Raw genomic sequence first — 22,629 nt, 5'->3', positions numbered from 1 at the left:
TTATGGAGAGTTTGATCCTGGCTCAGAGTGAACGCTGGCGGCGTGCCTAATACATGCAAGTCGAACGATGAAGCTTTTAGCTTGCTAGAAGTGGATTAGTGGCGCACGGGTGAGTAAGGTATAGTTAATCTGCCCTACACAAGAGGACAACAGTTGGAAACGACTGCTAATACTCTATACTCCTGCTTAACACAAGTTGAGTAGGGAAAGTTTTTCGGTGTAGGATGAGACTATATAGTATCAGCTAGTTGGTAAGGTAATGGCTTACCAAGGCTATGACGCTTAACTGGTCTGAGAGGATGATCAGTCACACTGGAACTGAGACACGGTCCAGACTCCTACGGGAGGCAGCAGTAGGGAATATTGCGCAATGGGGGAAACCCTGACGCAGCAACGCCGCGTGGAGGATGACACTTTTCGGAGCGTAAACTCCTTTTCTTAGGGAAGAATTCTGACGGTACCTAAGGAATAAGCACCGGCTAACTCCGTGCCAGCAGCCGCGGTAATACGGAGGGTGCAAGCGTTACTCGGAATCACTGGGCGTAAAGGGCGCGTAGGCGGATTATCAAGTCTCTTGTGAAATCTAATGGCTTAACCATTAAACTGCTTGGGAAACTGATAGTCTAGAGTGAGGGAGAGGCAGATGGAATTGGTGGTGTAGGGGTAAAATCCGTAGATATCACCAAGAATACCCATTGCGAAGGCGATCTGCTGGAACTCAACTGACGCTAAGGCGCGAAAGCGTGGGGAGCAAACAGGATTAGATACCCTGGTAGTCCACGCCCTAAACGATGTACACTAGTTGTTGGGATGCTAGTCATCTCAGTAATGCAGCTAACGCATTAAGTGTACCGCCTGGGGAGTACGGTCGCAAGATTAAAACTCAAAGGAATAGACGGGGACCCGCACAAGCGGTGGAGCATGTGGTTTAATTCGAAGATACGCGAAGAACCTTACCTGGGCTTGATATCCTAAGAACCTTATAGAGATATGAGGGTGCTAGCTTGCTAGAACTTAGAGACAGGTGCTGCACGGCTGTCGTCAGCTCGTGTCGTGAGATGTTGGGTTAAGTCCCGCAACGAGCGCAACCCACGTATTTAGTTGCTAACGGTTCGGCCGAGCACTCTAAATAGACTGCCTTCGTAAGGAGGAGGAAGGTGTGGACGACGTCAAGTCATCATGGCCCTTATGCCCAGGGCGACACACGTGCTACAATGGCATATACAATGAGACGCAATACCGCGAGGTGGAGCAAATCTATAAAATATGTCCCAGTTCGGATTGTTCTCTGCAACTCGAGAGCATGAAGCCGGAATCGCTAGTAATCGTAGATCAGCCATGCTACGGTGAATACGTTCCCGGGTCTTGTACTCACCGCCCGTCACACCATGGGAGTTGATTTCACTCGAAGCCGGAATACTAAACTAGTTACCGTCCACAGTGGAATCAGCGACTGGGGTGAAGTCGTAACAAGGTAACCGTAGGAGAACCTGCGGTTGGATCACCTCCTTTCTAGAGTACAAAGTAATAAGTCTCACAACTATTACTTCAATATATAAACTCAATTGATTCTTGTTTAGATTTCAAAGATTGATGATAAAGCTAATTGTTTATGGGGAATTAGCTCAGCTGGGAGAGCGCCTGCTTTGCACGCAGGAGGTCAGCGGTTCGATCCCGCTATTCTCCACCATTTATTAAGGGCCTATAGCTCAGCTGGTTAGAGTGCACCCCTGATAAGGGTGAGGTCACAAGTTCAAGTCTTGTTAGGCCCACCATAAAAAAGATTTGAATAAAAAAGCTTTAAAATCTAAAGCAAGTATATAAAGTAGATTAAATATAAAATATAAACTCTATACTTAGATTTATTTTTATCTTTAACTATAAAAGAATATACTTTTTAATAGATATAAATAGCATATACATTATGTATTTATATTTATAATGATTATGTTAATATATATACTTCCTTTAGGTTTTAAACCTAAATGTTCTTTTTAATTATCATTGTTAAGAGTCACAAGCAAGTTTTAATAAAAACAATTTTACAGGACTTGTTAAAGGATAAAACCTATTTATCTTTTCTTTGGTTTAACTTATATCTTTTAATTATCTTTATTTCTATAATAAAGAGAATATTAGATTTAAGATTTGTAAATTAAAGACAAGTTTCAAACTCACAGCTTAGTTAAGACTAAATCATTTAGTTTTATATTAAGTGTTTGAATGCTTTCCGTCTTAAGATAAAGAAGTCTTATCATAAAAACTTTAACAAGGAAGTGATGCGTTTTAGAATCAATAAAAAAGGTAGAAGTTAGGTTATATCTAACTTTTATGCAAATTGTTTTTTTAGCGATTAAGAATTGAAGCTTTATCTACATTAATTTTTTAATGAATGTTTAGTTTATTTCGTTTTAAGCCTAATATCTTTTAGGTTGGCGGGGTAGGCCTTTAGCTTTGGTTCTTTAGGATGAGCTTTGCTCATCTGCTAAAAGAACATCAAAAGGTAAGCTACTAAGAGCGAATGGTGGATGCCTTGACTGGTAAAGGCGATGAAGGACGTACTAGACTGCGATAAGCTACGGGGAGCTGTCAAGAAGCTTTGATCCGTAGATTTCCGAATGGGGCAACCCAATGTATAGAGATATACATTACCTATATAGGAGCGAACGAGGGGAATTGAAACATCTTAGTACCCTCAGGAAAAGAAATCAATAGAGATTGCGTCAGTAGCGGCGAGCGAAAGCGCAAGAGGGCAAACCCAGTGCTTGCACTGGGGGTTGTAGGACTGCAATGTGCAAGAGCTGAGTTTAGCAGAACATTCTGGAAAGTATAGCCATAGAGGGTGATAGTCCCGTATGCGAAAAACAAAGCTTAGCTAGCAGTATCCTGAGTAGGGCGGGACACGAGGAATCCTGTCTGAATCCGGGTCGACCACGATCCAACCCTAAATACTAATACCAGATCGATAGTGCACAAGTACCGTGAGGGAAAGGTGAAAAGAACTGAGGTGATCAGAGTGAAATAGAACCTGAAACCATTTGCTTACAATCATTCAGAGCACTATGTAGCAATACAGTGTGATGGACTGCCTTTTGCATAATGAGCCTGCGAGTTGTGGTGTCTGGCAAGGTTAAGCAAACGCGAAGCCGTAGCGAAAGCGAGTCTGAATAGGGCGCTTAGTCAGATGCTGCAGACCCGAAACGAAGTGATCTATCCATGAGCAAGTTGAAGCTAGTGTAAGAACTAGTGGAGGACTGAACCCATAGGCGTTGAAAAGCCCCGGGATGACTTGTGGATAGGGGTGAAAGGCCAATCAAACTTCGTGATAGCTGGTTCTCTCCGAAATATATTTAGGTATAGCGTTGTGTCGTAATATAAGGGGGTAGAGCACTGAATGGGCTAGGGCATACACCAATGTACCAAACCCTATCAAACTCCGAATACCTTATATGTAATCACAGCAGTCAGGCGGCGAGTGATAAAATCCGTCGTCAAGAGGGAAACAACCCAGACTACCAGCTAAGGTCCCTAAATCTTACTTAAGTGGAAAACGATGTGAAGTTACTTAAACAACCAGGAGGTTGGCTTAGAAGCAGCCATCCTTTAAAGAAAGCGTAATAGCTCACTGGTCTAGTGATTTTGCGCGGAAAATATAACGGGGCTAAAGTAAGTACCGAAGCTGTAGACTTGCACACAACTTAGATTATTTAAGTTTAGAATATAAAAAACTAAGTTATATGTTTTAAGTTATATTTTTACTGATTTTTATAGAGTAAAGATAGAAACAAAACTTAGTAAAATCAGTAAAAATATTCTTGGTTTAAAGTTTAAGTAGTTTAAGTTGTGTGCAAGTGGTAGGAGAGCGTTCTATTTGCGTCGAAGGTATACCGGTAAGGAGTGCTGGAGCGAATAGAAGTGAGCATGCAGGCATGAGTAGCGATAATTAATGTGAGAATCATTAACGCCGTAAACCCAAGGTTTCCTACGCGATGCTCGTCATCGTAGGGTTAGTCGGGTCCTAAGTCGAGTCCGAAAGGGGTAGACGATGGCAAATTGGTTAATATTCCAATACCAACATTAGTGTGCGATGGAAGGACGCTTAGGGCTAAGGGGGCTAGCGGATGGAAGTGCTAGTCTAAGGTCGTAGGAGCTTATACAGGCAAATCCGTATAACAATACTCCGAGAACTGAAAGGCTTTTTGAAATCTTCGGATGGATAGAAGAACCCCTGATGCCGTCGAGCCAAGAAAAGTTTCTAAGTTTAGCTAATGTTGCCCGTACCGTAAACCGACACAGGTGGGTGGGATGAGTATTCTAAGGCGCGTGGAAGAACTCTCTTTAAGGAACTCTGCAAAATAGCACCGTATCTTCGGTATAAGGTGTGGTTAGCTTTGTATTAGGATTTACTCCGAAAGCAAGGAAACTTACAACAAAGAGTCCCTCCCGACTGTTTACCAAAAACACAGCACTCTGCTAACTCGTAAGAGGATGTATAGGGTGTGACGCCTGCCCGGTGCTCGAAGGTTAATTGATGGGGTTAGCATTAGCGAAGCTCTTGATCGAAGCCCGAGTAAACGGCGGCCGTAACTATAACGGTCCTAAGGTAGCGAAATTCCTTGTCGGTTAAATACCGACCTGCATGAATGGCGTAACGAGATGGGAGCTGTCTCAAAGAGGGATCCAGTGAAATTGTAGTGGAGGTGAAAATTCCTCCTACCCGCGGCAAGACGGAAAGACCCCGTGGACCTTTACTACAGCTTGACACTGCTACTTGGATAAGAATGTGCAGGATAGGTGGGAGGCTTTGAGTATATGACGCCAGTTGTATATGAGCCATTGTTGAGATACCACTCTTTCTTATTTGGGTAGCTAACCAGCTTGAGTTATCCTCAAGTGGGACAATGTCTGGTGGGTAGTTTGACTGGGGCGGTCGCCTCCCAAATAATAACGGAGGCTTACAAAGGTTGGCTCAGAACGGTTGGAAATCGTTCGTAGAGTATAAAGGTATAAGCCAGCTTAACTGCAAGACATACAAGTCAAGCAGAGACGAAAGTCGGTCTTAGTGATCCGGTGGTTCTGTGTGGAAGGGCCATCGCTCAAAGGATAAAAGGTACCCCGGGGATAACAGGCTGATCTCCCCCAAGAGCTCACATCGACGGGGAGGTTTGGCACCTCGATGTCGGCTCATCGCATCCTGGGGCTGGAGCAGGTCCCAAGGGTATGGCTGTTCGCCATTTAAAGCGGTACGCGAGCTGGGTTCAGAACGTCGTGAGACAGTTCGGTCCCTATCTGCCGTGGGCGTAAGAAGATTGAAGAGATTTGACCCTAGTACGAGAGGACCGGGTTGAACAAACCACTGGTGTAGCTGTTGTTCTGCCAAGAGCATCGCAGCGTAGCTAAGTTTGGAAAGGATAAACGCTGAAAGCATCTAAGCGTGAAGCCAACTCTAAGATGAATCTTCTCTAAGCTCTCTAGAAGACTACTAGTTTGATAGGCTGGGTGTGTAATGGATGAAAGTCCTTTAGCTGACCAGTACTAATAGAGCGTTTGGCTTATCTTTAATAAAGCATCACTTCCTTGTTAAGGTTTTTAAGAAAGCTTTGAATATAGATAATATTTAGAGTTTAATAGAAATCTTTCAAGTAAAGTTTATATTAGAACTTGCTCTTAACATTGTTTTTTAAGTATTCTATATAAAAACTTATCAAAGATAAAAGATAAGTAAAGAAGAAAGAAAAACAAAAGAAGAAAGAGAATAAAGAAAAAAGTAAAGAAATAAAAAGATTAAGCTTTATTTTTTAAATTCAATCTTTCAAAGAATATTTAAATAACAATGTCCGTGATTATACAGATGTGGAAACGCCTTGCTCCATCCCGAACCAAGAAGCTAAGCACATCGTGGGTGATGATACTACGCCTTACTGGCAGGGGGAAAGTAGCTCATTGCGGACTTGTTAAATGTCTTCATTGCTTACTTTATATATAAATCCTATGTTTATTTTTATTGTTGTTTTAGATGGTGTTTGAAATAGTGTTTAAAAAAAGAGTTTGTTACTGGTTAGGGTTTTTAGAGAGAATAGGGTGTTTTTAGGGGTTTGGAAAGTTAAGTATATTTGTATGGATTGTATAAATTTAGTTCTTTTAAAAAAGTTGTTTGCGTGATCGGCTACTTGGTTTATTGATAGAATTTTAAATAAAAAATAGAAATTAATATATAAATTCACGATGAAATTGTTAATTTTATTAATTATTAAGTTTAATTAACATAAACTTTATATATAAAAGTTAATATAATTTAAATAAGATAATTTATATCTTAAACTATTTATTTCATAATTATATTATCTTAAAAATTTTATTTATAAGGTGTATCTTATGAAAAAGCTTATTTCTAAGGGAAAGGTTTTAACCCTATTACTTGGGGTGGGATTTGCTTTAAATGTGAGTAGTGCAGAAAATTCAAATGTTCTTATTCAAGGAGAAGCTGCACAAGATGGCGATACTAAACCAAGAACGCTTGAGGGTTATGTGCACCAAGAAGATGCGTTTTTTAAATATCTTAAAGAACATCATCCTATGTTTAAATATGAAAAAGAAGGTCGTATAGTAGGTAAATATGCTATTAGTGATAGGGAAGAAGAATATGTAGAATTTTCTAATGGTCCTACTTTTGCACAGCAAAACAATCTAGCTCATACTTCAGTGACTTATCGTTTAGGAATGGAATCTTTTTTAGATTTTCCAAATAAATTTGTAGGTCCAAAAAAATGTGGTGAATGTCATCCTGCTCAATATAAAGCTTGGGAAAGATCACGTCATGCAAAAACCGTTCGTTTTCCTGATGAGTTTGAAGAAGTAGGAAATGATTTAAAAAAACCTATGTATAACTCACAATCTACTATTTTACCAGATGGAATTTATCCTGATGATGTCTATGCTGTAATTGGAACACCTAGAACAAAATATGGTTTTATTGATAGATGGTTGGTTCGTGGAACTTATCATGTTGAAGATGGAAATCTTAGTAATATGACAGGAAAAATTGTAGCTGGCGGCAATCAATTCTCAAGGCTTTGGAGTGAGTTTTTAACACCTGAAATGACCAAAAAAATAGCAGAATTTTCTCCAGGTTTCCCTACTACTATGGAACAATTTGGAGGTAATGGCTCTCAAGTTTGGGGAACAAATTCTTATGCAGCACAATATCGTAAAAATATGCTTTTTCAGCCTGCAAGTTCTTATTGTGAAACCTGTCATAGTTTTAAATTTGATTTTAAAAGCAAAGAAGAATTTTATAAAGCTTTAGGAAATACTCAAGAGCTTAGAAAACATACAATTTCAAAAGGTATTTCTTGTGAAGAATGTCATGGTGCAGGTGCTCATCTTTATGGTGCTAGAGGTGCAGGTATGCCATCAAACTGCGAAAGATGTCATCAAAGATTTTCTTATAATGAAGAAGATGCTAAGAAAAATCCTAGAAAACCATTTAATGCCTTCTTCAAATCTAGCTGTCCAGCTTGTGGAACTGAAGGTGCGCAAATGTATAGTTCAGCTCACTATGATAAGGGTATGAGATGTTCTACTTGCCACGATCCTCATGAGGTTACTTTCAATGATTGGAAAGATGGATATACTAAAGTAGGGCTTAAAAAAACTTGTACAGATTGTCATGACACACAAGCTAGCTTCTTTAAACAAGGAGGAATTCATTCAAAAGATAATTGTACAGCTTGTCACATGCCAAATATGATGAGTTGTGAAAACTTTGGAGCAGTTCAAAATCCCGATAAAGGTGGATTTGATAATGTTAGAGCTTCTCACATTTGGAAAATAAAAGTTGATAAAACTGCTAAAACTCTTAATCCGCCAGAAGGTAAAGAAAGATCTCCAAAAACTCCAGGATGGACCATCGCTAGAGATGATGATGGAAGATTTTTCCTTGATTTAATGTGGGCTTGTGGACGTACAAGTTTTAGTGATCCAAATTTAATGGGGTCAGGTGCAAGTGGATGTCACAGTGCGGTTCAATCAAATTTACCTAAAAAACTTCATTTTACAGATCAAGAGACTATCTACGACATTGTTGTAGGTTGGCAAAAACCTGTAAAAGATGGATATGAAAATATTCTTAAAGGCGTGAAAGAAATTGATAAAGCTATGGCTGAAAATCCTAAACTTTCTGTAGAGAAAAAATCTCGTGTTATTACTTTGGCAAATCAAGCAAGGGCTATTGCAGAAAAATTGCAAAAAGATGGTTCTTGGGGTGTGCATGGTCCTGTTTACTCCAAAAAAATAGTAGATGAGGCTTTGGTTTATATACAAGAAGCTAAAAATATTTTAAAATAAAATTTTCGCCCATTTTTTGGGCGAGTTTAAGGAGTAAATTTTGAAACAAAGTTTAATAAAATTTATATTGCTTGCTGTTTTTTGTTTTTCAACCCCTTTTTTACTTGCCGACGGAAAAATTCAAATAGGTATAGTTGAAGGTGTAACTCCTATCAGCATGAAAGATGCTGAAAAACTTTTAGGGCAAAAAAATGTATATTTTGTGGATGTTAATTCCAAGGAAGAAAGAGAAGTTGCAGGTAATATACCTAATGCTGTTTTAGTTGATGCGCAAAATTGGCAAAATTTATTACCTGATGATTTTAATGCAACTTTAATTTTTTATGGGTCGAATCGTTTTACTTTTGATGCTTCTAATATTGCAAATTTAAGCCAAAAATTAGGCTATACCCATGTTTATGTTATGTTAGATGGTATAGAATCTTGGGTGCTTTCTGGAAGAAAAGTTCAAAAAGAACAAATAGAAAAATGGCAAAACGCTAAAAATTTAGATGATTTTAAAGATAGTATTCATTCAAGAATGTATTTTGGAGATGTTCCAAGTTGTAGGGATTGCCACGGAAAAGGCGAAGATAAAAAATCTATTCGCTACAATAATGCTGCAAATTTAGATCTTATCAATAAAAACTGTGCAAGTTGTCATAAAGATATAGATAAAGAATTTAAACACAGCATTCATCAAAATATCAGCCAAATACAACTTGATAAAGATGGAAAAAAGAAAAAAATTCCAACTTGTACCACTTGTCATGATATCCACAACAACGATCCGTTAATGAATGCAATGACCTTAAAACAAAGAAGTGATTTTAAATGCGGTGAATGTCATCAAGATAAACAAGATCGCTATCATGATACTTTTCATGGTAAGGCTATGGTATTAAATAGTCCCGGTAGTGCTCCAAAAATCGCAGCCTGTTATGATTGTCACGGCAAACACAATATTTTAAAAGTTGAAGATTTAAACTCAACCCTATCGTCTTTAAATCGTGTTCAAACTTGTGCACAGTGTCATCCAAATTCTAATGAAAATTTTGCCAATTTTATTGCACATGCTGATCATAGTGATGGAGAAAACTATCCTTTACTTCACGGTGCTTATATCTTTATGACCGCTTTAGTGATAGGAGTTTTTGTATTCTTTGGTTTGCATACTTTACTTTGGAGTATAAGACTGATTTTAGCAAGATTTTCACATCCTGCAGAATGGAAAAAAGCAAAAGAAAATGCACACAATGACAAGGTTTTAATCAAACGTTTTTCAACCTTCCATAAAATTCAGCATTTCTTTATGGCGGCAAGTTTCTTAGGACTTGCTTTCTCGGGTTTGCCGCAAAAATTTTATACCGCTCCTTGGGCACAAACCATGATAGATCTTATAGGTGGACCAATCGGTGCAACCATAGTGCATCATATTAGTGCTATTGTTATGTTTATAGTCTTTTTCTCTCATATTGGAGAAATCATACTTGTAAACTGGAAAAGAAGAGATTTAGTGCGTGATCCACAAACAGGAAAACTTGATAAAATGAAAATTTTAAAAGCCCTTTTTGGACCTGATTCTTTAATGCCAAATTGGCAAGACTTTAAAGATATGAAAGCACATTTTAAATGGTTCTTTGGCATGGGCGAAAGACCACAATTTGACCGCTGGACTTATTGGGAAAAATTTGATTATCTAGCAGTATTTTGGGGTATGTTTGTTATAGGACTTTCAGGATTGGTTTTATGGTTCCCTACTTTCTTTAGTACCTTTTTACCAGGTTGGATGATCAATCTTTGTTCTTTAGTGCATTCTGATGAAGCTTTACTTGCAACAGGATTTATCTTTGCAATCCACTTCTTCAATACTCATTTTAGAGCAGATCGCTTCCCTATGGATATGGTAATTTTCTCAGGAACCCAAAGTGAAGCCGAGATTAAACAAGAAAGAAATGCGTATTATCAACGCCTAAAAGAAAGCGGAAAGCTTGAAAGTTTATATGAGAAAAACTCTAAATTTAATTCTTATAAAGGCATTGCTAAATTAGCAGGTTATTTGATGCTGATTACAGGAATGATCTTTTTATTCTTGATGATTTATGCTTTTATAGTGGATTTATTAAAATAATAATTGCCTAGATTTTCTAGGCAATTTTAAATGAAAGGATTTGATGTTAAAAAAACTGATTTTAGGATTTATAATATTATTATTTTGTGCTTGTAATGATGAAAAAATAGATGAAAATATTCTTTCCAAAGGAACAAAAACTACAGAACAATACAAACAAGATACAAACAATCTTGATCTCAACTCTTACAAAGAAATCGCAGAATTTTTTAAAGACAATCAAAATATTGTTTTTTCTGACAAACCTGTGCTAATTATTTTTAGTGCAAATAATTGTGTTTATTGCGATAAATTAAAACACGAAATTCAAAACAACAAAGAAGTTCAAAATATCTTAAAAAACACATATAATTCTTATTATATCAATACAAGTTATCATAAAATTCATAATTACGACAATAAAAAAACAAGCACAGAAGAACTTTCAAGAGAATTTAATATAGACGCTACGCCTACTTTGGTATTTTTTACTCCTAAACATAAAACTTTACTAATTTATCCTGGTTTTATGAGTGCTAAACGCCTTGCTTTGACTATGGAAATTTTAAAAGATGAAAAAAATCAAAAGCTTAATGAAGATGAGCTTTTTAAAACACTTTTTCTAGCATACAAGGAGAAAAATGTTTAAGAAAATCTTTTTTTCCTTTTGGATGAGTCTTATTTTACTTTTTATCTATGCTCTTTCTTGTGCAGTAGCGACTTTTGTCGAAAATGATTTTGGCACAAATGCTGCTAAAGCCTTAGTTTATAATGCTTTATGGTTTGATATCTTACACCTTTTGCTTTTAATCAATCTTATAGGTATTATTTTTATACACAAACTTTTACAAAGAAAAAAATATGCTTCCTTGCTCTTGCATAGTGCTTTTATAGTAATTTTACTTGGCGCTGCAATCACGCGTTATTTTGGCATAGAAGGAGGTATGCACATTAGAGAAGGACAAAGTTCTGATATCATTGTGACAAGAGATGAATTTATAGCCTTAATGCTTTATAATGATGAAGGTAAGGTTGTAGAATATCAATCCTTTGGAGTAGCTTTTAATCCTTTACTCCATAATAGTTTTGAAAAAAAAGTTTCCATGCAGCAAAATAAAACTATAAATTTAAAACTACTTGATTATGAAAAAGCTCCTAATGCAATGAGCAATCCTATCATCAAAATGCAAATTTCTTTTAATAATGAAAGCAAAGAAATTTTACTCACTCCAAATTACAACAATGAAAATGTTTTACCTTTTAGACTAGGAGGTGAAATTTTTGCACTCAACTGGGGTCCTGAAGAGATCAAACTGCCTTTTTCTTTGGCTTTAAAAGATTTTATCCTAGATCGCTACGCAGGTTCTATGAGTCCTTCTTCTTATGCTTCAGATATAGAAGTGATCGATCAAGATAAAAGTTTTGAGTATAAAATTTTTATGAATAATGTTTTAGATTATGGCGGATATAGATTTTTTCAAAGTTCTTATGATCAAGACGAACAAGGCACGATACTTTCAGTCAATAAAGATCCTGGAAAAATTCCAACCTATATAGGCTATACTTTGCTGACTTTAGGTTTTTTATGGATTTTATTTGCTAAAAACTCAAGATTTCAAAAATTATCAAACTATCTTAAAAATCAAAAAAATCTTTTATTAATTCTTTTTTGTCTTTTTGCTTTTAACATAAAAAGTTTTGCCGATGAAAATACCTTAAAGCTTATACAAAATATCAAAGAAAATTCTGCAAAACATTCTATACTTTTTGGAAGCTTACTTGTGCAAGACTTTGATGGCAGGATAAAACCTATCGATACTTTAGCGATGAATTACATCCATAAAATTACCAAAAAAAATGATTTTTTAGGTTTAAACTATAATCAAATTTTTCTTGGTATGATGATGTATCCACAACATTTTAGACAAATAAAAATGATTAGCGTAAAAACTGCAAAGCTAAAAGAAATTTTAGGCGTGGATAAAAATGAAAAATATCTTGCTTACGATGATGTTTTTGATGGAGATTTTTACAAACTTTCAAACTATATAGAAGAAGCAAACCGTAAAAAACCTACTTTAAGAGATCAGTTTGATAAAGATATTTTAGCTCTTGATGAAAAAATCAACACCGCTTTTTATATCTATAGCGGAGAAATTTTTAGAATATTTCCTGATCCAAGCCAAAAAACCTATACTTGGTATTCTCCTGCTACACCTATGCCTTTTGATTTAAAGGATATAGAAAATATACAAAGCTTATTGGCAAAATATTTTTTTGATTTTGAACAAGCTCTTAGTACCAAAGATTTTTCTAAAGCCGATGAAAGTTTAGAAAGACTTAAAAATTTCCAAAATTTTTATGGATCAAATCTTATCCCTACACCTACTCAAATTTCTTTAGAGCTTTTTTTAAATCATTATAATATTTTTGACAATCTCACCCCTATTTATCTTTTACTAGGTAGTATGCTTTTTATCTTATTAGTCTATGAAATTTTAAGCCTTAAAAAAGCTCCAAAAATGCTTAAAAATGCCATTTTTATTCTCATTGCTTTAAGTGTTTTAGCTCATGCTTTAGCTTTAATCTTTCGTTGGTATGTAGGAGATCACGCTCCTTGGAGTAATGCTTATGAAAGTATGGTTTATATAGCTTTTGCTTGTGCTTTTGCGGGACTTGTTTTTTATAAAAGATCTTCTTTAGCACTTTGTACTGCAAGTATTATGGCTGGAATTTCTCTTTTTGTAGCACATCTTGGTTTTATGGATCCACAAATTACAAATCTTGTGCCCGTTTTAAAATCCTATTGGCTTAATATCCATGTTTCTATCATCACTGCAAGCTATGGATTTTTAGGACTTTGCTTTTTGCTTGGAGTATTTAGCTTGATTTTATTTATGTTAAGAAATCCAAAAAAAGCTCAAATAGATCAAAGTATTTTAAACTTACATTGTATCAACGAAATGGCGATGATAATAGGACTTGCTTTACTCACTATAGGAAATTTCTTAGGTGGAGTTTGGGCAAATGAAAGCTGGGGGAGATACTGGGGTTGGGATTCTAAAGAAACTTGGGCTTTAATTTCTATTATTATTTATACTATGATTTTACATCTTAGATTTATCTCAAAATTTAACAATCCTTACACCTTTGCAAGTGCGAGTGTTATAGGATTTTATTCTATTTTGATGACTTATTTTGGGGTAAATTTCTATCTTTCAGGATTGCATTCTTATGCAGCAGGAGATCCTGTGCCTGTGCCTAAATTTTTATATTTTTTCATTGCTTTTACAGTGATTTTAATTTTAGGAGCATTTTTTAAAAGAAGACTTAAAAATCCTGTATAAATTTACCCTTGAAATTTCAAGGGTAAATAAGAAGTTAGAATTCTTTTCTTGTATCCATAGAACCTACGATTTTTCCAGTTTTTGGATCGACCATGATAGCATTTACATCACCCATATAAGGTTCTTTTGTGATTTTATAGCCCATTTTTTCAAGATTGTTTTGCACATCTTTGATGATTCCAAAAGGCTCTGTTCTGATTTCATCAGGTAGCCACTGCATGTGAAATCTTGGAGATTCTACCGCTGTTGATATATCCATTTTATGATCGATCACATTTGAAATCACTTGTAAAACTGTCGTGATGATCCTAGAACCACCTGGGCTACCTACTACCATAAATACTTTTCCATCCTTTAGTATGATAGTTGGACTCATAGAGCTTAAAGGTCTTTTTTTAGGTTCTATAGCATTAGCTTCTCCGCCTACAAGTCCGTATAAATTTGGCACGCCTGGTTTGATTGAAAAATCATCCATTTCATCATTGAGTAAAAACCCTGCCCCTTCAACCGCAGCGCCTGAACCATAACTCGCATTGATCGTATAGGTAATGCTTACAGCATTGCCTTTGCTATCTAGTACAGAATAATGAGTGGTATTATGTCCTTCGTGAATTTGTCCTAAACCAGGTTTTACTTTTGAGCTTGGTAAAGCCTTATCTTTTGGAATTTTTGCATAAATTTCTTTAGCGTATTCTTTGCTTGTAAGTTTATCAAGTGGGATTTTTACAAAATCAGGATCGCCCATGTATTCTGATCTATCCGCATAAGCTTGACGCATAGCTTCAGCCATTATGTGTAAAGTTTTAGAGCTTGCAAAGCCTAAATTTTCTATATTGGCATTTTCCATGATATTTAAAATTTCGATGATATGAGCACCCCCACTGCTAGGTGGCGACATGGAAATGATATCATAACCCCTATAAGTGCCTTCTACAGGTTTTCTCCAAATAGCTTGGTATTGTGCTAGATCTTCTTTGGTGATAATGCCTTTGTTTTTAGCCATATCCGTTGCTATTAAATCAGCGATTTTTCCCTTATAAAAAGCATCAGGACCTTCCTTTGCGATAAGTTTTAAAGTTTTTGCTAGATCTTTTTGGACAAACAAATCCCCGCTTTTATAAGTGCTGCCATCTTTTTTAAGGAAATATTTGCTTGAACTAGGAAATTCTTTAAACATATCTTTAGCTTCTAGCATGGTTTGTTCTTGTCTATCATTGATGAGATAACCTTTTTCAGCTAGTTTTATAGCAGGAGCCATCAAGTCTTTTAGTTTCATAGTGCCGTAGCGATCAAGCATAGCACTCATACCTTTAACCGTTCCTGGTACTCCAGCAGCTAGATAACCTATAGTTGAAGCATCTTTTATAACTTCTCCTTTGCTATCAAGATACATATCTCTGCTTGCTTTTAAAGGTGCCATTTCTCTAAAATCAAGCGTGGTATTTTCTCCATTGGCTAGATGAATGACTGCAAAGCCACCACCACCTATGTTTCCTGCTGCAGGATGCACTACAGCCAAAGCATAACCTACTGCTACAGCTGCATCTATGGCATTTCCGCCTTTGTCAAGAACTTCTTTGCCTATTTTATTGGCTAGCTCGTGACTTGATAAAACAAGTCCTGTGCCCGTTTTATCTTGTATAGGTGGATTAGCTGCACCAAAACTTAGCGTGATTGAAATCGCAAATATAGCTAAATAACGCATTTTACTCCTTTTTAATGATATATAGAATTATTGTAACAAAACTAGGGGTATTGATAAATTTAAAAAATGATATATTTTTATAAAAATATTTAAAATTTTAAAATTTTGTATCAAATATTCTCATTTTATATAATTATTTTTTTATAAAATTACAAAAAGTAACTTTTAAATTTTATACCAAACTTGAGATTTTTTTGCTAAAATATTTAAAATTTATTGAAAGTGTAATATGAAATTTGAAGCTATAAATGAAAAAGAATTTTTAAATCCCTACCACCGCAAAAAGCCTATCTTAGAAACAGAACTAAACGAATTTATCAAAACTTTAAAAGACTATAAAATAAATTTAGAAAATAATCTCAAAAACAACGAAGATTCCCTTGTAGCAAACGCTCTTAGCAAATTTTTTGAAAATTTATCTTTCCAATGTGAAGTAAAAAGCATACATAAAGGCAACAGCGGTATAGACTTGGCCTTAAAAAAAGATGGTCTTACTCAAGTCATCATTGAAGCAAAACTGCCTCATTCTAGAGAATTTTTTAGTCCAAGCAAACCTAATTGCAAGGCTTTGCATGAGTGCATTTTATACTATCTTCGTGAAAGAAAAGCGTTAAATTCATCGCTTAAGCACATCATCATCACGGATTTTTATAGCTTTTTTATCTTTAAGGCGGATTTGTTTGAAGAGCTTTTTAACAAAAGCAAGTATTTTAAAGAAGCTTTTGAAAATTTTGAAAGCAAAAACTCGCTTTTTAAAGGCAATACCGACGAAATTTATCAAGAATTTGAAAAGATTTTAAATGGCGATAGCACTTTAAAAGGGCTTTTTGTGGATTTAAAACCTATCTTAGAACAAGATAAGTTAAGCTTTGGTAAGCTTAAGCCTTTGTTTAAAATTTTTAGCAAAGATTGTTTGCTAAGTGAGTTTAACCCTAACGATGCAAATTCACTCAACAACGCTTTTTACAAAGAACTTTTATACATCTTAGGGCTTTATGAGAGCAAACAAAACTCAAAACTCATCATCACAAAAAGCGAAGAAAGTAAAGAAGAGCAAGGAACTTTCTACACCGCTATAAATTCTAAGCTCAAAGAAGAAAATTTTGAAACCATCTTAAAGCTTTTGATCTTATGGCTTAATCGCATTTTGTTTTTAAAGCTTATAGAGTCAAATTTGGTGCGTTTTAATGATGATAAAAATTTGAAATTTTTAAATTTCAAAAAATCCCTGATTTTGACAAGCTTAGCGAACTTTTCTTTGAAGTTTTAGCCAAAGAAAAAAGCACGAGAAAGAAAAGCGAATTTGCTTATCTGCCTTATTTAAATTCTTCTTTGTTTGAAAAACAAAGCATAGAAAACACGCTTGAAATTTCAAGCTTAAACAATGATTTAAAGCTTTTTTACTATAAAAACACCGTGCTAAAAGATGATAAATGCAAGGCTAAAAAAGGACAAGTGGGGCTTTTGGAATACTTGTTTGAATTTTTAGATAGCTTTGATTTTGGTAGCGATGATGAGCAAAGCGAAATTTTAAGCCAAAAAGAACTCATAAGTTCAAGCGTTTTAGGAAATGTGTTTGAAAAACTCAATGGCTACAAAGAAGGGAGCTTTTACACGCCAAGCTTTATCACTTCTTATATGTGTAAAGAAAGCATCACAAAAGTTGTGCTTGATAAATTCAATGCTCAATTTGATCTTGATGCTAAAGATATAAGCGAGTTAAGAAGATCTTTAAGGAAAGAAGATAAAAAGATACAAAAAGAGCTTTTAAACTCTATAAAAATTTGCGATCCTGCGGTGGGAAGCGGGCATTTTTTAGTTTCTGCTTTAAATGTTATGTTAAGCATTTATGATGAGCTAAATCTTTTTGATGAAGAGTTTTACCTAGAAGTGCAAAACGATGAAATTCTCATCACGGGTAGAAAAGGCGAGTTTATAGAGTATAAACGCCCAAGCGCGCCTAAAGATAAAGCCCATCTTATCCAGCAAGAGCTTTTTTACACTAAAAAAGACATCATAGAAAACAACCTTTTTGGAGTCGATATCAACCCTAACTCATGCGAGATCACCAAGCTAAGGCTTTGGATAGAGCTTTTAAAACATAGTTTTTATCAAAGCTTTGATGATGAGAATTATCACGATCTTAAAATATTGCCAAATATCGATATAAACATAAAATGCGGAAATTCTTTGGTATCTTACTTTGAAACAGGCAAAAGCCTAAACCACTATCCTAACATCAAAGAACGCATCAACAAATACAAACGCACAGTAAAAGACTATAAAGAAGGCTTTTACACAGATAAAAGCCACATCAGCCAAGAGATAAAAAATCTCAAAATTTCTTTTAAAAATTTCTGCTTTGCGGATAAATTTAAAAAAGAAATGAAAGGCTTTAACGATAAATGTGAAAAATACTCTAAAAAATACGGAAATTTCTTAGCCATAAATGATGAAAATTTGAAATTCTTTGTTAGTGCGAATTTGACTCTTTTTGACTTTGATGAAAAAGAAGCCACAAAAGAATTTGCAAATCTTAAAAAAGAATACGACAATATCTTTAACCTAGAAAGCAATCATCCTTTTGAATGGCGTTTTGAATTCCCTGAAATTTTGGACGATGATGGAAATTTCAAAGGCTTTGATCTCATCATCGGCAATCCGCCTTATATAAGACAAGAGGAGCTTAAAGAACTCAAGTCCCATTTAACTAAAAATTATAAGGTTTATAAAGGCACGAGCGATATTTATACTTATTTTTATGAACTAGGATTTAATGTTTTAAAAGATAGGGGGGGGGGTATTGAACTATATCACTTCTAACAAATACACGCGTGCAGGATATGGGGAAGCTTTGCGTGAATTTTTGCTTAAAAATGTTAAGTTTTTAGAATACACTGATTTAAACGGCATAAAAGTTTTTGATAGTGCTACAGTGGATACTTCCATACTTTGTTTTGAAAAATCAAAAAGCAAAGATAATAAATTCAAATACCTTGCCCTAAGCAATGAAATTTTAAAAACTTGTGCTTATGACATTGGCTTATATAAGGACTATGCAGAATTTTCACAAAATTCTTTAAGCAAAGAAAGCTTCACTTTTAGCGATGAGAATACCAGTGCCTTAAAGGCCAAGATAGAACGCATAGGAACTCCGCTTAAAGAATGGTATGGGCTTAATATATATCGTGGAATTTTAACAGGCTATAATGAAGCCTTTATCATCACTACTGAAAAAAGAAATGAAATTTTAGCAAATTGCAAAGATGAAGTCGAAAAAGAACGCACCGCTAAACTCATACGCAAAATGCTACGCGGTAGAGATATAAAAAGATATAGTTACGAGTGGGCAGGACTTTGGGTGATAAATACTCACAATGGTTACAAAAATCAAAATGGAGAAAAAGTAGAAGCGATAAATATAGAGCATTATCCTAGTTTAAAAAAGCATTTTGATGAATTTTATCCACAACTAGAAAAAAGAGCTGATAAAGGCTTGACTCCTTATAATCTTAGAAATTGTGCTTATTTAGATGAATTTGAAAAGGAAAAGATAGTTTGGAACCCAGTAAGCGGAGAATATTTATTTTCTTATATTAAAGAACATATATTTTTTAATAATTCTTTGTTTATGATGACTTTAGATGTTTTTAGTTTGAAGTATATATTAGCTTTTATGAATTCTAATTGTTATAAATGGCTAATTACTTTAAAAACAAATTTAATACAAACAGGTTCTTATGCTTATGGAGCCAAAGATAAAATAGAAAGACTTCCTATACCAAAAATAAATTCAAAAAATGAAAAATTAGCAAATGAGCTAATAAGTCTAGTCGATGAGATTTTAAAAGCCAAAGAGCAAGACAAAAACGCAAATACCCAAGAACTAGAAAATAAAATCAATTCTTTGGTTTATAAACTTTACAACCTAAACGAAGAAGAAATAAAAATCATAGAAGGGAAATAATGGAAGAACTAACAAAAGAACAAATACAAATCATAGAAGAAGAAATAAAACAAATTTTAAAATTAGATTTTTGTTGTTTTGTCGATAATGTATTTTACATTGATTTTGCTCCTAAAATAGAACCTTACGACAATCAAAATAAAACTGCTATCGAAGAACAAAGAATAATACAATGCTCTTATGATGATTTATTGTATTTGTTTAAAACCTATCCTTTAATGTTTAATCATTGTATATTTGATTATAAAATAGATAAGAAAACATCCATAGAACAAATCAAAAAACTTTCTTTTTTAAATTGTAATTTTAAAAAAGAAATTTATTTAAATTTTCAAGAATGCTTAGATATTTTTCAAATGGATAATTGTGTATTTGAAGATAGGGTTGCCATCAAAGGAAAATTTAACGATAATGTTTATTTCAATAATTCTATTTTTAAAAATTACGCTAATTTTCACACTTGTGAATTTGAAAAAACAGCTTGTTTTTATGGGGTGAGATTTGAAAAAGTTCCAAATTTCAGTGCTTGTTATTTTAAGGAACCAAAAGCTGTAAATTTAACAAATGTAAATATAGACAAATTAGATTTTAAATCATTAGAACAATATATAAAAGATAATTATAAAGATGAAAGTTGCAAAAACGAAACCAAAGAAATGCAAGATAAAAAAGAGATTTTTAAAATTCAAAACGAACATCAATTAAGATATGCCAAAAATTTAAAAGACTCTTTCAGGGTTATAAAAGATGTTTTAATTACTCAAAACGATAAATTAGAAGCTCAAGAATGGCATAAATTAGAACTTTATGCGAAAGAGAAAGAGTTAGAAATTCAGTTAGGCGGTGATAACAAAGATAGTATTAGAAATAATCGAAAAATAAAAAAACTGCAAATAAAAAAAATAATTATGAAGTTAATATGTTTTCAAAATTTAAAGATCTAGGCGACATATATGTAAAAATTTGCGATTTTGTTGTTTGTTTTATAATGCTTATAGGAAGATCAATCTTTGGTTTTTTATTATCAATTATTGAGATATTTTGCAATGTTATAAAAAGTATATGCAAAATAATACAAATTATTTTATCTTGCATATTTTGTATAACTTCAATCGACAGAATTTTAAAGCTTGAGTATTTAAAATTTTATAGAAAAATTAGTAGTTCTGGAAAAACAATGCTAGATTATACCTTGTGGTTTGATTACATTTTATTGCAAGTTTATAGAAATACAAGCGATCATCATACAAATTTCTTAAAAATTTTAAATTTTACAATTTTAATGATTTCATCATATGCTATTTTCGGTTTATTATTTTTAAATAATATGGATTTTATATTATCTTTTGATCCAATGACAATAGCTACAACAAATTATATCGTTTTATTAATGTTATTAATTATTTTTATTGACCTTACAAGGCAGTTATATCAATATGGTGCTATTTTATTATTTCTTATTTGTGGTCTTTTTATAATCAGCATAGTATCATTTTTATCGCCAACATGCATTCCAGCTTTTTATTTTTTAATTTATTTTGCAAGCGTATTAATTTCCTATCTTTTATTTATCTGTAAAATTAAACTTTTTATTTTTATTTCGAGATTGTTTGCATATACTTGTCTAATTGGAGTTGTTATTTTAAAACCCCAATTTATCAATCCTTTTGTAGGAATTTTTTCATCAGATAAACTTTATGAAAGTAAATTTGAAAAAAGGTTAAATGACTTAAATGCAAGTGCTATTATAAACCTTGTAAAACTATCTCAAAAAGATTTTAATTTCATTAAAGAATATATAAATATTTCTTTTACGGAATTAAATTCAGCTAAGACTTTGATAATAGCAAATAAAGAAAAATTAAAAGAAATTTTATCTAAAGTGTATAATGATAAATATGTAAGTGATTATAAAAAGGTTTTAAATGAGCTAGAAAATAACACATCAAATGTAAAAAACATCATAGAAGAAATAGACAATAAAAACAACAATAGCGTTGTATCTGCTCAACTTAATAAATTTTTAAAATTAAATTTTAGTCAAGAAATAGATATTTTATATGCGATAAAAAGTAATTTTTCTATATCTGAAAAACTATCACCTGAGCAAATGGCTCTTTTTGATCAAAAAGACAGTCAAGATAAATTAAAAAGTGTCTTGGCTCTTTTGAAATTTAAATCAAGTTTTGAAGGAATTTTGGAAGTAATAAATCAAGATGAAATTATCCAAAACACCATAAAATCTACCAGTGTTTTATATAACATTATCCTTTTGCTTTGTATATTCTCTCTCCAAAAAACCGCACGAAAAAATTCCATAGTGCCAAGTTGAAAGGTTAAGTAAAGGGTTAAAATGAAAGAATTTGATGAAAAATTAGCACAATATGGAATTTTTACTATAAATGTTGTGGAAAATATAGATTTAATTAAAAAAGAAATTGTTTTAGAAAATATCAGTATAGAAAGAATAGATTTTAATATTTTACAAGAAAAAGGCATTAAAAGATTAATTATAAAAAATAGTGAAATTTTAGAAATTTATTTTTCTAAGACAAATAATTTTTTTATATATTTTTTAAATTGCGATTTCAAATGTAAATTAATTGCTAAAAAATGTATTTTTCAAGATCAAGTCAAATTTATAAAATGTATTTTTGAAAAATGTGTCGATTTTAATGCTTCAAAATTTAAATCAAAAGTCAGTTTTGCAATTTCAATTTTTAAAGAAAATGCTAGATTTATAAAAACTGAATTTTTAGCAAAATGTAATAATCATAAAATTATTGAAAATAATTTTAAAGAAGTAAAATTTTGTAATAATGTTACTTTTAGAAGAGCAAAATTTGAATCAAAAGTTAGCTTTGCAATTTCAATTTTTAAAGAAAATGCTAGATTTATAAAAACTGAATTTTTAGCAAAATGTAATAATCATAAAATTATTGAAAATAATTTTAGTGAAACTATTTTTTATAATAAAACTAATTTTTATAAAGCAAAAATTGTTTCAAAAATAGATTTTAAGATTTCTCGTTTTAAAGGTGAGATTAGATTTGCTGAAACTAAGTTTTTATCAAAATTAGATAATGAAATTGCAAATAATTTTAGAGAAGTTGTATTTGAAGATAAGGTTTATTTTAATAAAACAAAAATTAATACTCAAATAAATTTTAAAATG

5 protein-coding genes, 2 tRNA genes, 3 rRNA genes and 2 pseudogenes are annotated in these 22,629 nt (G+C 33.1%); 11 read left to right on the top strand and 1 reads right to left on the bottom strand.

Annotation, left to right across the window (positions count from 1 at the left end; genetic code table 11):
• From AJ888_RS06345 to ccsA, 9 genes are all read left to right on the top strand, one after another.
• Positions 1-1,512 (top strand): 16S ribosomal RNA (locus AJ888_RS06345).
• A 102-nt stretch (positions 1,513-1,614) separates the two neighbouring features.
• Positions 1,615-1,690, top strand: a tRNA-Ala gene (locus AJ888_RS06340).
• Positions 1,691-1,698: 8 nt separating this feature from the next.
• A tRNA-Ile gene (locus AJ888_RS06335) sits at positions 1,699-1,775 on the top strand.
• Positions 1,776-2,501: 726 nt separating this feature from the next.
• Positions 2,502-5,560: ribosomal RNA gene (locus AJ888_RS06330) — 23S ribosomal RNA — on the top strand.
• Positions 5,561-5,835: 275 nt separating this feature from the next.
• Positions 5,836-5,952 (top strand): 5S ribosomal RNA (gene rrf, locus AJ888_RS06325).
• The 16S, 23S and 5S rRNA genes sit together here with 2 tRNA genes alongside, the layout of an rRNA operon.
• Before the next feature lie 423 nt (positions 5,953-6,375).
• Positions 6,376-8,346: a cytochrome c3 family protein gene (locus AJ888_RS06320; RefSeq protein WP_002860874.1), complete on the top strand. Its 1,971-nt coding sequence runs from the start codon at positions 6,376-6,378 to the stop codon at positions 8,344-8,346.
• Positions 8,347-8,386: 40 nt separating this feature from the next.
• Positions 8,387-10,456 carry a rhodanese-like domain-containing protein gene (locus AJ888_RS06315; RefSeq protein ID WP_002860875.1) on the top strand — a complete coding sequence of 690 codons (2,070 nt, stop codon included), beginning with the start codon at positions 8,387-8,389 and terminating at the stop codon, positions 10,454-10,456.
• A gap of 43 nt (positions 10,457-10,499) precedes the next feature.
• Positions 10,500-11,084: a SoxW family protein gene (locus AJ888_RS06310; protein ID WP_002854502.1), complete on the top strand. Its 585-nt coding sequence runs from the start codon at positions 10,500-10,502 to the stop codon at positions 11,082-11,084.
• Positions 11,077-13,782 (top strand): cytochrome c biogenesis protein CcsA, encoded by a 2,706-nt coding sequence (ccsA, locus tag AJ888_RS06305; RefSeq protein ID WP_070296201.1) that lies wholly within the window; start codon positions 11,077-11,079, stop codon positions 13,780-13,782. Before AJ888_RS06310 ends, ccsA begins: the two co-directional genes overlap by 8 nt.
• A gap of 34 nt (positions 13,783-13,816) precedes the next feature.
• Here ccsA and ggt read toward each other — a convergent pair whose 3' ends face one another.
• Positions 13,817-15,487 (bottom strand): gamma-glutamyltransferase, encoded by a 1,671-nt coding sequence (gene ggt / locus AJ888_RS06300; protein WP_070296200.1) that lies wholly within the window; start codon positions 15,485-15,487, stop codon positions 13,817-13,819.
• A 229-nt stretch (positions 15,488-15,716) separates the two neighbouring features.
• Here ggt and AJ888_RS06295 point away from each other — a divergent pair.
• Positions 15,717-19,454 (top strand): annotated as a pseudogene (locus AJ888_RS06295) (class I SAM-dependent DNA methyltransferase).
• A pseudogene (locus tag AJ888_RS09570) lies at positions 19,454-21,786 on the top strand (pentapeptide repeat-containing protein). Before AJ888_RS06295 ends, AJ888_RS09570 begins: the two co-directional pseudogenes overlap by 1 nt.
• Positions 21,787-22,629 lie beyond the last annotated feature (843 nt).

Origin of the sequence: Campylobacter sp. BCW_6467 (assembly GCF_001762855.1) — a bacterium.
Taxonomy (GTDB): Bacteria; Campylobacterota; Campylobacteria; order Campylobacterales; family Campylobacteraceae; genus Campylobacter_D; species Campylobacter_D jejuni.
This window is presented reverse-complemented; position numbering and strand designations above follow the sequence as displayed.

What these genes read in the sequence shown, in the direction of transcription:
- ggt (WP_070296200.1), bottom strand. Translation starts at nt 15,487, where the DNA reads ATGCGTTATTTAGCTATATTTGCGATTTCAATCACGCTAAGTTTTGGT.
- AJ888_RS06310 (WP_002854502.1), top strand. Translation starts at nt 10,500, where the DNA reads ATGTTAAAAAAACTGATTTTAGGATTTATAATATTATTATTTTGTGCT.
- ccsA (WP_070296201.1), top strand. Translation starts at nt 11,077, where the DNA reads ATGTTTAAGAAAATCTTTTTTTCCTTTTGGATGAGTCTTATTTTACTT.
- AJ888_RS06320 (WP_002860874.1), top strand. Translation starts at nt 6,376, where the DNA reads ATGAAAAAGCTTATTTCTAAGGGAAAGGTTTTAACCCTATTACTTGGG.